General features: G+C 60.5%; 8 protein-coding genes. 5 read left to right on the top strand and 3 right to left on the bottom strand.

The features are described 5' to 3' along the window. Position 1: 1 nt before the first annotated feature. The 5 genes from HZB53_06690 (at position 2) to HZB53_06670 (ending at position 9,362) form a co-directional block, all read left to right on the top strand. Positions 2–1,657, top strand: a complete 1,656-nt coding sequence (locus HZB53_06690) for a protein kinase (GenBank protein MBI5877318.1) — start codon at positions 2–4, stop codon at positions 1,655–1,657. Positions 1,658–1,776: 119 nt separating this feature from the next. Continuing rightward, positions 1,777–6,384: a LamG domain-containing protein gene (locus HZB53_06685; protein ID MBI5877317.1), complete on the top strand. Its 4,608-nt coding sequence runs from the start codon at positions 1,777–1,779 to the stop codon at positions 6,382–6,384. A gap of 255 nt (positions 6,385–6,639) precedes the next feature. After that, positions 6,640–7,293 carry an FHA domain-containing protein gene (locus HZB53_06680; GenBank protein MBI5877316.1) on the top strand — a complete coding sequence of 218 codons (654 nt, stop codon included), beginning with the start codon at positions 6,640–6,642 and terminating at the stop codon, positions 7,291–7,293. Between the two features lie 180 nt (positions 7,294–7,473). Beyond that, complete coding sequence (locus HZB53_06675) at positions 7,474–7,788, top strand: FHA domain-containing protein (GenBank protein ID MBI5877315.1); 315 nt, start codon at positions 7,474–7,476, stop codon at positions 7,786–7,788. A 53-nt stretch (positions 7,789–7,841) separates the two neighbouring features. Next, a complete protein-coding gene (locus HZB53_06670; GenBank protein MBI5877314.1) occupies positions 7,842–9,362 on the top strand; it encodes a glucosaminidase domain-containing protein in 1,521 nt (506 codons plus the stop codon). A gap of 618 nt (positions 9,363–9,980) precedes the next feature. Here HZB53_06670 and HZB53_06665 read toward each other — a convergent pair. The 3 genes from HZB53_06665 to HZB53_06655 all read right to left on the bottom strand — a co-directional run bounded on the left by HZB53_06665 (position 9,981) and on the right by HZB53_06655 (position 13,141). Further along, positions 9,981–10,133, bottom strand: a complete 153-nt coding sequence (locus tag HZB53_06665) for a hypothetical protein (GenBank protein MBI5877313.1) — start codon at positions 10,131–10,133, stop codon at positions 9,981–9,983. Positions 10,134–10,288: 155 nt separating this feature from the next. Next, the gene (locus HZB53_06660; protein ID MBI5877312.1) at positions 10,289–11,128 is read right to left on the bottom strand and encodes a hypothetical protein; all 840 of its coding nucleotides are present in this window, start codon (positions 11,126–11,128) and stop codon (positions 10,289–10,291) included. Between the two features lie 699 nt (positions 11,129–11,827). Further along, positions 11,828–13,141: an aspartate aminotransferase family protein gene (locus tag HZB53_06655; GenBank protein ID MBI5877311.1), complete on the bottom strand. Its 1,314-nt coding sequence runs from the start codon at positions 13,139–13,141 to the stop codon at positions 11,828–11,830. Positions 13,142–13,257 lie beyond the last annotated feature (116 nt).

Raw genomic sequence — 13,257 nt, 5'->3', positions numbered from 1 at the left:
TATGAACCAGGACACGCTGAGCGGGCGAACGTTGGGGCCTTACCAGATACGCGGGCGCATCGGCGCGGGCGGCATGGCGATGGTCTATCGCGCGTACGACCGGCGCCGGCGCGCGGAGATAGCGCTCAAGGTGCTGCTGCAGTCGGCGAGCAACCCGGAGTTTCGGCGGCGCTTTCTGCGCGAGGCGGAGATCGCCGCGCGCCTGCGTCACCCGAACATTGTGCAGGTGTTCGAAGGCGGCGAGAGCGACGGGGCGCTGTATCTGGCGATGGAATACGTGCCGGGCGGGTCGCTGGCGGATTTGCTGTCGCGCCAGCGAGTGCTGGATCACGCGCGGGTCGTGCAGGTCGTGGGCGACGTGGCGCGCGCGCTGGACTATGCCCACGCGCAAGGGATCGTGCACCGCGACCTGAAGCCGGCGAACATCCTGCTCGACGGCGACGGCCGTGCGAAACTGGCGGACTTCGGCGTGGCGCACCTGGCCGACGCGGGCACGCTGACCAGCGACGGGGAGCGGTTGGGGACGCCGAGCTACATGTCGCCTGAGCAGGTGCGCGGCGACCGCGAGATAGACGCGCGGACGGATGTGTGGTCACTGGGGGTGATGCTGTACGAGATGACGACGGGGCAGCGGCCGTTCGAGGCGGACAACCCGTTCGTGACGATGCGCCGGATTCTGCAAGATGAGCCGGTAGCGCCGCGCAGCTTGAATGCGGAGATACCGGCGGAGATGGAAGCGGCGATCTTGAAGTCGCTGACGAAGGAGCACAGCCAGCGCCTGCACTCGGCGGGTGCGCTGGCGGCACTGGTGGCGCCGGGGAAGACGGCGGCCGGTGGCGCGGCAGCGGTGGCGATGCCGGTGCGGGGGCGCAAGGCGGTGAGCGCCGGGCTACCGTTCATCGCCGGGGTTGTCGCGGTGCTTGCAATACTGGTGATCGCCGTAGTGACGAACATGCCGGCACCGACGCCCGCGACGCCGCCGACGATCGCGCCGAGCGCGACGGCATCGCAACGCGCTGCGGACGCGGGATTGCTGGCAACGAGCAGTCCGGCGGCGGTAGCGCCCTCTCCGGCGAGTCCGGTGGCGACCGCGGCTGGTGTGGCGCCCACACATACGGTGCCGACCGCGACGCCCAGTGGCACGCCGACGCAGGCTCCGAGCGCGACCGCCACGGCCGCCAACACGCCAACTGCGGCGCCGACGGAGCCGCCCGTTCCGACTGCAACGGCCTCGCCAACGAGACCACGAATACCTATGCCGACAGCTACGCCAACCTCGGCGATCCGCTTCCCGGCTATCACGTTGAGTCAACCACCCGACAAGAACAACGAGCAGGGCGACGGTGTGCTTCTGGAATGGGACAAGCCCCAGCAATCGCTCCAACCGGGCGACCGGTTTGTCGTTCAGATCATCAAGCCGGGCGAAGGCGCATGGAGCGATATCATCTGCCTGTCCTCAACTACGGTGGGGACTAAACAGCAGTGCGGCCTGGATCCGAAACAGAATGGCGGCAAGGGCACGTACCGCTGGCGGGTTGTCATCTATGACGCCGGGGCGGTACTGGTGAACATGCCAACGATCGAGCGGACATTCAATTGGGCGCCACCGGCTCCCGAGCCACCTGAGCCGCCGTGCCCGCCGAGCGGCTGCCGCTGAGTTCGAGACGAAACACATAGTGCGCCAGTTGAATGCCATCGCTGCGGGCCAAATGGGTCCGCTTTGTGTCAGCGATCAACTTACCCGACCGAGTAACCTCACGAGAAAAGGATACTGTCGTGCATCGCAAATCAATATTATGGTTTGTCGCTATCGCCCTCGGATTCACGGCCACAGCTACGGGTGTGCACGCGGGATTGGCCCTCACGCCATCGGCCAGCCCTGGCCGCGATGCATCAACCGGCCTGATTGCCTATTGGAAAATGGATCAACTGGTTGGCAATGAAGTCGCCGACGCTTCCGGTCACGCTCATAATCTCAGGCTCGCCAGCCTGTCCAGCGCACCGCTCACGTACCCGTCAGGCCCCACGTTGACAGTTACCAATACGCAGTCTCTTGCCTTTGACGGCATCGATGACTATGCGTACAGCTTCCCGCTTACGCAGACTGCGGGCAGCCCACAGTTGACGGTGGAAACCTGGGCACGATTCGACAGCCCAGTATCAGGCAACCGCACGATTCTCTCGGCGTTGGAATTTGAGCACTCGAGTCAGTGGTGGCTTGGTTTGAACGGCGGCAGCGGCATCCGCGTCGTCATTGCCGATGTAGTCGGATACGCTGCGCAGGGCGTGAATCTGCCATACGGTGATACGACGACCGCCAGCATCGACCCGAACCGGTGGCACCATATTGCATTTGTCTACGATGGTACCGGTGCCACCAATGCCGACCGCCTAAAGGTCTTCATCGACGGCGTCGGCTATCCCCTCACGTTCAATGCGAGCAAACCGATTCCTTCGACGCTCTCGCTGGCCCAGCCAGTTGTGCGCTTGGCGCGCTCCTATGGTTATCCGCCGTTTGGATCGATGTTCGCCGGCCAACTTGATGAAGTTCGCGTATATACTACGGCGCGATCCAACACTGACATCGCCGCCGATGCCGCGGGCGCAACAGCCAGCGTACAGATCTCAGCTCCCCCGCCGGCCTCAAGCCCCGTGCCTGGAGGCCCGGTTGCGTATTGGAAAATGGATGAGGGAACGGGCAACCTGGTCGTCGATTCATCCGGTCATGGGCGCGACATGCACGTTGTGGGTGCACCGGTGACTGCACAGTGGTCGCCGTTTACACCCACGGTGATCACTGGCAATCGTTTCTCCCTCGCGTTCGATGGTGTGGACGATTACACGTATGCCGTTCCGATCACCGAAACTGGCGGGAACAACCAACTTACGCTGGAGTCATGGGTCCGCTTCAATGGTGGGATCGGAAACTATCAAACCATGGCGGCGGCTTTTGCCAGCTATGTCACAACGCAATGGTGGTTTGGCGCGAGCGATGGCAATGAGCTTCGCATCGTGATCTCAGACATTCCCGAATATCGATTTGAATGTTGCGACCGCCCGGCCCATGCAGATACCGTTGGAGCGAACCTGCAGCCGGGACAATGGTACCATGTGGCCTTCGCATATGATGGGCGTCGAGCTACCAATCAGGAACGCCTCAGAGCATACGTGAATGGGATCGAGTATCCGCTGAGCTTTGGCGAGACACATCCCATGCCCACGCGGCTGACGAACACGCCGCCCGTAGTTCGGCTTGGACGCGAACCAACGTACGAAGGGCGCGGGCTTGACGGCCAACTCGATGAAGTGCGCATCTATGCCGTAGCGCGCTCGCAGACGGATATCGCCAGCGACGCAACCGGCCAGGTTACATCTGTCGCACCTCCGCCGCTTCCAACGCCTGCGCCTACGCCGGTGCCGGGCAGTCCGGTTGCGTACTGGAAGATGGATGAAGGGAACGGCCAGACGGTCGTCGATTCGTCGGGACGCGGTCGGACCCAGCAGTTCGGAAGCGGCACAACTGCGCCGGCCTGGGCGACTGCGGTGCCGACCCAGGTTAGTGGCAATCTGCGTGCCCTTGCGTTCGACGGCGTAGACGATATTAGCAGTTCCCAGCCCGTGACAGATACTGCGGGCAGCCGCAAGTTGACTATCGAGGGTTGGGTGAATTTCGACAACCCGATGGCCAACTTCGAGACGTTTGGAGAAGCGTGGGTCGATTCCAGCGCAACGCACTGGTGGTTTGGCATCAACGGCCCCGAGCTGCGCATTGTGATAGCCGACCGGCCGAACTTTGCCCTCGTTTGCTGCGTGCGACCTCCGCGCGCCGACACGGTTGGCGTGAATTTGCAGCCGGGACGGTGGTACCACGTTGCGTTTGTGTACGACGGAACCGGCAGCACGAACGCGGATAGACTCAAGGCTTATGTAGATGGCGTCAATTACCCCCTGAATTACTCGGATGCCAGTCCAATTCCGGTGACGTTGTCCAATGCTCAACCGAACGTCATCCTGGGTGAAGGGCCAACTTATGAATCACGACCCCTCAACGGCAAATTGGATGAGTTCCGCATCTACACCGTGGCCCGCTCCTCGACGGATATTGCCAACGATGCGGCGGGCGGAGTGCCACAACTCGCTTCCCCGCCCATCGTCTCGGCGGGTGGCCCCTACACTGTTTCAGAGGGCAGTTCGATCACGCTGACGGCATCGGCAACGTCGACGCAGGGCGGGCCGTTCAGCTTTGCCTGGGACCTCGACCACAACGGCAGCTTCGAGATAAGTGGACAGAGTGTCTTATTCTCCGCGCCACCTAATGGTTCCAGCGTTGCAACTGTGACTGTCGTCGTTACCGATTCAGGCGGTCTGACTGCAACTGCTGCATCTGCAGTGAGCATCATCGGCGATCCCTCGAGAGGTCTGGTGCTCTACTGGAAGATGGAGGCAGGAATAGGCACGATCATCACGGATTCGGCGGGACATGGTCATGATCTGCGCCTAACTAATGCGCCAGCCAATCCGACGTGGACTGCCCTGGACAAACCGACCTTGATAGGCGGCAACAGCGCCGCACTGGTCTTCGACGGCGCTGACAACTACGGCACAGCGTTCCCATTGACGGAGACGGTCGGCATTTCACAACTGACTGTCGAATCCTGGATTAAGGTTGATGGGGCACTCAATGGCACGCCGTCAATCGTGACTGCGTGGGGGCTCGCGAACACGCAATGGTGGTTCGGATTCAACAACTCGTCTCTCATGACAATGCTGGCCTCAAGCGCCAATGAGGGCAATAATCCACCCGGTGCGCTCGGGAACGGCACCAGTCTGCAGGATGGGCAGTGGCACCATGTCGCGTTTGTGTTTGACGGCGCAGCTTCGGCTAATGCTGATCGGATCAAGTTTTATGTCGACGGTAGTTTGGTTGCGACAAACATAGTTGGCCAAATACCACCCGCGCTTTCGCTAAGTCTACCCGTCTTGCAACTGGGCACCACTTTCCCCGGCAAGATGGACGAGGTGCGCATCAACACCGTTGCGCGCTCGGCCACCGACATCGCCAACGATGCGGGTGGACAGACTGCGCCGGTTGTGCCAGCGCCTCCGACGCAGTCGCAGCCTCAGCCTGTGCCCGGCGCCCCCCCCGTGTACTGGAAGATGGACGCCGGCACCGGCGACCTGGTGGTTGATTCGTCTGGTCATGGGCATGACTTGACCCTTCCGGTTGGGGTCCCGCATCCCACCTGGTCGCTGACTGACAAACCCACTCTCGTGGGCGGTAACGCCGCCGCACTGGCGTTTGACGGTCCGGACGATTATGCTACCGCATTCCCGTTGACCGCCACGGTCGGTATTACCCAGTTGACCGTTGAGGCTTGGGTCAAGCTTGAAGGCAACCTTGTCGGTACGCCGTCTCTGGTCACCGCTTGGGGAGCCTTCAATCAGCAGTGGTTCTTCGGCTTCAACTACTCCTCGATCATGACGATGATCAACGCGAATCCGGCCGGTCAGTCATTGGATGTGACCAGTGGGCTCGCGACTGGAGTCGACCTGCGCGATGGACAGTGGCACCACCTGGCGTTCGTCTATGACGGCACCAAGCCGGTCAACGCCGACCGGCTGCGCACCTATGCCGATGGCATCTTGCTCCCCACCAACTTCGTCGGCACGATCCCACCGGCGCTCAATGACGGTCTGTCTGTCGTGCAGGTGGGCACCACCTTCCCCGGCAAGATGGACGAGGTGCGTATCTATAGTGTCGCGCGCTCCTCGACGGATATTGCCAACGATGCAGCTGGCGCTACACCGTACACCGTGTTCCTGCCGATGTTGCTGCGGAACTATCCCCAACAACTGATAGTCAACACTGGCTTTGAGTCCGGCGATCTGACAGGTTGGACCGGAACGAGCGATGCTGCAGCAACCTGGCCGGTAAGGGTCACAGACATGGCACCGCTGAACGGCCGATTCTCAGCGGTTCTGGGCGATCCCACAGCGCCCTGCATTGATCTAAATATCAATGCGACACGGCAGGCGACGCTCACGCAATCCATAAGCGTGCCGGCATCGGGCTCAGTAAACCTGACATTCAGCTATCGCTATCAAACCTATGATAAACGCAACCAACAAGGCCAGACCACGGACTTCTTTGAAGTGCGGGTGAAGAAGGCCGGCGCCGGGAGTGATCGACTGTGGTTTGACGACAATCCGACGTCCGCCTATGGGTGTGGCAGTCCGGTCATCGTAGGTCCTGCGACTGTGACGAAGTCGCTGGATGCCTATCGCGGTCAGGTCATTGAACTGCAATTCATCAATACGACCTATCTGGATGGCTATTACAATAGCTGGACCTGTGTGGATGACGTAACGGCGACTGTCCAATAGTGCGGTCGACCAGGTAGGCGTTAGGCATCATCGGTGACTGTCGCGTGCGCAGAGCGACCATTGTTGCGCCGGACTCCGGCCATGACTGCTGGCCTTGCAGATCAGGCTGGACAATGCATGCGATGTTGTCGTGCCAAGTACCACCATTGCACTGGACGCCGCCGGTTCAGCGTCGGCGCCATTCAAAGGCAATGCAAGTTCTCATCGACCGCTGGAACCAGATCAGCGTTGAATAGGGTGCGACCGGAGAAACAAATGTCTGGACAGAATGCGTATATCCTTGAGCTGCGCGGCCGGCGGCCTGGCAAACGGATTGCGCTCACGCGCGACGCCGTGACGATTGGGCGGCAGTCAGACAACCACGTCGTGATTGCCAGCGACGCCGTCTCGCGCTACCACGCGCGCATCACGCAGTCGCACATGCAATACTTCGTGACGGACCTGCGCAGCCGCAACGGCACGCGCTTGAACGACAAGCCGCTCGAACCCGAGCGCGCTTATGAACTGCAGCACGACGACAAGATTCAGATTGCCGGCAGCGCCGCCGTCTTCCAGTTTTGCGATCCGTATACCACGCGCAAGATCAATCGCAGCGAAGCCTCGGCGGATGGATTGCTGCTGAACTCCGAAAAGCGCGAAGTGTGGGTTGATGGACGCAAGATCGATCCGCCGCTTTCGCCGCAGCAGTTCAGGCTGCTGGAGCTGCTCTATCAGCATGCGGAGATAGTCTGCGCGCGCGATAGGGTGGTGGCAACCGTCTGGCCCGGCGCACTCAGCGATGCGGTGTCCGATGAGATGATTGACGCGCAGGTGTCACGCCTGCGACGCAAATTGCACGCGAGCGGCGCGACACACGAATATATCGTCACCGTGCGCGGGCACGGTTTCAAGTTTGTGCCGCGCGCGTGACAGTCCGATTTCACTGAGCAGAAAGGGAAGTCAAATGGCCTTCCCTTTTTTTTGCATGTTGCCGCCGATGCGGCCATCGGCGAAGCGTCAGGCAGGCGCGGAAGTCGTCAGACAAGCGTCAGGTAAACATCGTCAATGCATCAAGCACCGCAGAGCGTTTTCGCATAGTATTTGATTGCAATGAAAGCAAACTCCGAACGCGCGCAACTCATCATGCTGGCTGGGGAACGGTCGGGTTCACGCATACGCTTATCTCGAAACCCGATCTCGATCGGGCGGCATTGCAGCAACATGATAGTCATCGGCGACCCGTTCGTCTCGCGTCAACACGCGCGCGTCATCTGGAGGCGGAGCCACTACTTTCTGGAGCCATTGGCGAGCCGCAACGGCACCTTCATCAACGATAGACTAATCACAAGGGCGAAGCGGCTAGTGCACGGTCAACAAGTACGTGTCGCACACATAAACCTGTTCGTGTTCGAGCAGCGTCATTGATCCATGCCTTGCATCGCGCAACAGCAGGCAACCTGTCACAGGAGGTAGATTCCATGCAACGCAAGATCCGGCAGCCTAGCACCCCACAGCCCAGTGAGGCGCGCATGATGCGTCTCAAACACAGACCCGGCGGCACACCGCCGCGCGTGCGCCGTCGCTTGTCGTCGCAGCAGACTGTTTGGGCAGGGCTGGTCGTGGCTTGCACACTCCTCCTGGTAGTGCTCCTCGCCGCGAGCGCAACCGGCGGACAATCCGTGAGCGCGCTCGCGGCGCACGACGCCGATATTTCCACCGATTCGCTCCAGTCGCTGAGTGACGACGGCGTGCCGGGCACCTCGACGTACATGGTGGACATCAGCGACGACGAAGACGGCGAGATCGTATTCGACCTTGTGGGCGGTCCGGCGCGCGACGGCGCCGCATTCGTCACTCAGTCGCCCTATCTGACCGTAGCGCCACGCCAGAGTTTCCAGATCTACTTTGACGTGCGCAACACGGGCAGCACCACATGGCGCCGACGTGACAACTACTATCTGGGCAACATCAACAGCATTGCCCTCGGCGCCCTGGCGCGGCAAGAATTGAGCCGCGATGTCGCGCCCGGTGCGTCGTATCGATTCACCATGAACATGACCGCGCCGAGGGCGGAAGGCGTGTACGCGACGCAGTGGATGGTGCGGCACGGCAGCAGTAACTTCGGGCCGAACATGTTTATCATCGTGACCGTTCGGGACCCGCAGCGCCCGGCCCGCGACGATGCGGCGTTCGTCGGCAAGTCGCCCAATCTTACCGTGCAGGCCGGACAGAGATTCTCGATCTATTTTGATCTGCGAAATAGCGGCAACACAACGTGGCGGCGCGGCGACAATTACTACCTCGCGGCCCAAGGCAATACGCTGGGCGCAAACAATCGCCAAGAACTGGCTGGCGATGTTGCGCCAGGCGGGACCACGCGCTTCAGTCTGAGTTTGACCGCGCCCAATGCGGCGGGCACTTACCGCACGCCGTGGATGATAAGGCACGGAAGCAGCAACTTCGGACCCTACATGTATGTCGAGGTGAGAGTGCCAGCCACTCCCGTCGGCGACGCGTGTCAACAACGCCTGGGAAGCTTTGTGCCCGCCGCGCAGTCCGGCCGGAAGGATTTCAAGGTTCCAGCATCAGTAACACTGGCGCAATTGATTCTCGAAGCGACTTGCGGGAGAGATCACATCGGCGACGCTAACAACTACTTCGGGATCAAAGCGCAAACAAGGCCTGACGGTTCGGTCTACGTCGGTACTATTGCAACCGGATGGGTTTCAGTACCGACGCAGGAATGCGACCGATACGGAAAATGCTCGCCTACGCAGGCTAGGTTTCGCAAGTACAAGAGTATGGCTGACTCATTCAGGGATCACGCGAATTTCTTCATCGAGAACAGCCGATATGCCGAAGCCCTCAAGCACACGAACGATCCAGACGAATTCGCGCGGCAAATCGCGAAAGCGGGCTATGCGACCGATCCAAACTATGCCAGTAAGCTCATCAACATCATGAAGCAGTATAATCTGTATCAATACGATACGCGGTAGTTGGCTGCGGCGTTCGCTCCAACAGTTCCCTCCCAAGCAGCAAAGCGCCTGCCAATCGGCGACTTGGCTGACTGCAGATGACAAGCGCCGCGATGATGAATCGCGGCGCCGTCGCGTGTGTCCGGGCAAACCGCAGGCGTCTGCGCATCTTTTCTCTGTGGCGATGTCACCCTGGGCAGAGGCCAGCTTCAGCGAAGCCAGTTCACCGCGACGGATACTGGTATCAAGCAGTACAAGTACCATGCCATACAGCCGTGCGTCGATGAACGAATTGGGGTTGGTACTCTCCAACAGTTGCTGAGTTCTTCTGGTTTAAGCATATCGATCTTGATTTACGCCAGCTTGGGCAGCTCCAGAAGCTTGAAGAGCGAATCCTTTGTATAGACTCAGTAGATCCAATTTTCATGGTCTGGGTGCGACGGTCGCGGTGATGGCGCTGAGTGGGTCAAAGTCGCGTTCAAGCGCACAGCGGACGAAGTTAAGAAAGCGACGGAGCTGGAAACGTTTGGTGTCCAACCAAAGCCGGCCCCGGCGCGGCATTTGAGTGAATCGCCAGCAACGAGTGGCGTCACGAGAAAAAGACGACGAAGTAGGTATCGTCACTTCATGAGAGAAAGACTATCTGATCGTGCTCGCGGGTATGCGAGCGATCAGGTCGTCAACCCGTTGTTTGAGCCGGTAGACGTCGAGTTTGGCATGCGCAGTGCGTAACGCGGCTTTGTGGTGCGCGCGGATGTCGGGCGAGTTCAGCAAACGTTGGTACGGTGTCATGGGCTGATCGAAGATGCGTTTGACCCGACTGCCCTCGCGGTGTTTCGCTTGGAGTTTGCTCACGGGCAGGAAGTGATTGACGTATAGACGGTAGACAGCGTACAGCGCATTGAGTTGAGCCACCTGCGTCGGCGTATCAAAGCGATCGTGTCCGACTAACCGACGTGCGACGGACCAATTCTTTTGCTCGATGTACGGGTTGTCATTCTTGCGCCCAGCCCGACCCGCGTAAAGGCCACCTGTTCTTGCACGCAGTAACGGTAGAGCTGCGCGTTGATGAATTCGGCGCCATGGTTAGAGTCGATGCCCAGTAATACGAAGGGCAGCGCAGCCCGAATATGTTTGAGCGCAGCGAACACCCGGCTTTGCGCTTTGGTGCTGACCGCACGCAGTTCGGTCCAGCCGCTCGATATATCGGTGACGGTCAGCATACAGGCGAAAAAACCGCTGGTATTGCCGCCATCATGTTGAATCAAGTCGATCTCCTCGAAACCCGGTCGTTTGTCGTCCCACTGGGCGAAGGTGCGAATCGTGATCTGCGTCTTGAGCAGCAGGCCCGGTTTGGTGCCGCCACGCGTGCGCCCAACCGGTCGCCGTTCAGCGCGGCGCATGCGATCCATCGTGGAGGCGCTAATGACCTGCAGATGCGCATAGCAGTCACTGCTGACCGCGAGATGTTTCAGCCGCCGCAGATTGGCCAGTTCGCTATCCATCGCCACGCGCAAGCGCTTGGAGCCGATCCGATCGAATACCGCAGCCAACCAGGCCACCGCACGCTTGTCCGCATCGGTGTAGATGGCCCGCCGCCGTCGGATTGGCTGATCTGCCGCACGCCAGTTGCGCTTGCGCTTCAGCAGCGCGAGCGCATACTTGCGCTCATAATGACTGGTCTTGACAAACTCATCGACGAGCTTACTCCGCTCCGGCTTACGAGCTTTGGCATAGCACTTGCGAAGTTGTTCCAGATGGGCGCGACTAGGTTTGATATGCTGCACAATGAACCTCCTGAGGTAGAGGCTCATTGTCGGCCATTTACTCCGTTTCAACCGTATCTTTTTCTCATGACGCGACGATAGCTTTACGTCGTCTTTTTTGATGAGGTGACTCGAGCACTTTCTGATCAGTCAGTTTCAGCGTATCATGGGCCATCGGCTTGCTCCCTTGCGATTGTTGGTTGGCGCTAACAATCTTACAAGGTTTTGGCAAGCCGATGGCTTCTAGCGCTTCAATCGCCGCCTACGCCAATTTTGGATCTACTGAGACTGCTTTACGCGCAGCCAAAGCGCGCACCTTCGATGAATTGCTGAATGCATTGGCCCAAGCCCTGCAAACCGTGACTGATGTCGACGCGTGGGCTTGGTTCGCTCACTGCGGCTATGCTCCTGCGTAAACGCATTTGGAATGTGCTCTAGGCATCCAATAGGTCCAGCGCATCCGCCAGACTTTGCAGAAATTTCACATAACCCGTAGCGTTACCGGACACGGTATCACGGCGACCCTTGGCAAAATGAGCGATTGGGGGGCTACGTCGAGCAAACCATGCAGAGCGTGCGGAGCAAGACGCAGAGCAATCGATAAGGCTGTCAGACCTGCAAGCCACAACGCCGCGATGATGAATCGCGGCGTTGGTCGTTTCGCGCGCGGATGGCTGATCTGGACATCCACGCTCTGCCCGCATATTGAATAGCGATCGCCTATCGAGACGATACCTCCGTCAGCGCCAATTCGGCGCGATCGAGCGTTTCCTCGATGTCGGCCTCCGTGTGCGCGGCGGAAAGGTACCAGGTGCCGCGCAAGATGGTGCGCACGCCGCGGCGGGCGAGTGCGGCGACGAAGCGGGCGTAGCGCTCGGTGTCCCGATCGAGGTAGTCGCGGTAGTCGTAGAACGCTTCGCGCTGGGTGATGGCGACCTGCACAACGCCTCCAACCCCGCCGATCAACAGTGGCACGCCCTGGCGCGCGCCAATTTCCTTGAGCCCGGCGCGCAGCCGCTCGCCCATCTGCGCGAGTTGCGGGTAGATGCGCCCGCGCTCGCGCTCCAGCAGTTCCACGGTGGCATTGGCGGCTGCCATGACGATCGGATGCGTGTTGTAGGTGCCGCCGTGCAGCACATCACCGCGAACAATGAGGTCCATGATGGCGCGCTTGCCGGCAAGCGCGCTTAATGGGAAGCCGGCCGCGATGCCTTTTGCAAATGTCGCCAGATCGGGCGTCACGCCATACAATTCTTGTGCGCCGCCCAACGCCAGGCGGAAGCCGGTGATGACTTCATCGAAGATGAGCACGACGCCGTGGCGCGTGCACAACTCGCGCAAGCCGGCCAGGAAGCCCGGACGCGGCAGGCAAGCGCCCGTGTTGACCATGACCGGCTCGGTGATGAGCGCGGCGACTTCTGAGCCGTGCCGTTCGAGCGCCTGTTCGACCAGCGCCAGGTCGTTCCAGGGCAGGACGATCACCTCCGCAAACACGCTCTGCGCCATGCCGCCGCTGCCGGGCACGGCGCGCGGCGACTCCCGTGGGCCGGCAGATTCCAGGGTGGGCCAGTAGCTGATGATTTCGCTGTCCAGCCAGCCGTGGTAGTGTCCCTCGAACTTGATGAACTTTTGACGACCGGTGTGCGCCCGCGCCAGGCGGAGCGCCATCGCCACCGCTTCCGAGCCGGAGCCGTTGTAGCGCACAAGCTCGCCGCAGGGGATGATGCGCTGCAGACGCTCGGAGAGTTCGATTTCAACCCGATGCTGACCCGCGGAGATAATCAGCGCGTCGAGTTGCGCGTGTGCGGCCCGCACCACTTCGGGCGGGTTGTGACCGAGCAAGAGCGGTCCCTGCCCGAGGATGTAGTCAATGTACTCGTTGCCATCGACATCGATAATGCGCGCGCCTTGCCCGCGCTCAAAATACAGGGGTCCGGGCTGTTCGCCCAGGCGCACCCCGCTGCCGACCCCTCCGGCCAGCGAGCCGCGGGCGCGTTCCAGCAGTTGCTCCGATTGCGTGCGTTTGTATATCACGAGCGTGCTCCTTATGCTGTTTCGCTATGTGTCTGTCCGCATGCGATTGTCACACATGCATGCTGGTTTTGCCCACCCCCCGACCCCCTCCCAACTTCGTTGGGAGGGGGAGAGAT

This window comes from Chloroflexota bacterium (genome assembly GCA_016235055.1).
Classification (GTDB): domain Bacteria; phylum Chloroflexota; class Anaerolineae; order JACRMK01; family JACRMK01; genus JACRMK01.
The sequence above is the reverse complement of the archived record's forward strand: the minus strand, read 5'-3'. Positions and strand labels throughout refer to the sequence as shown.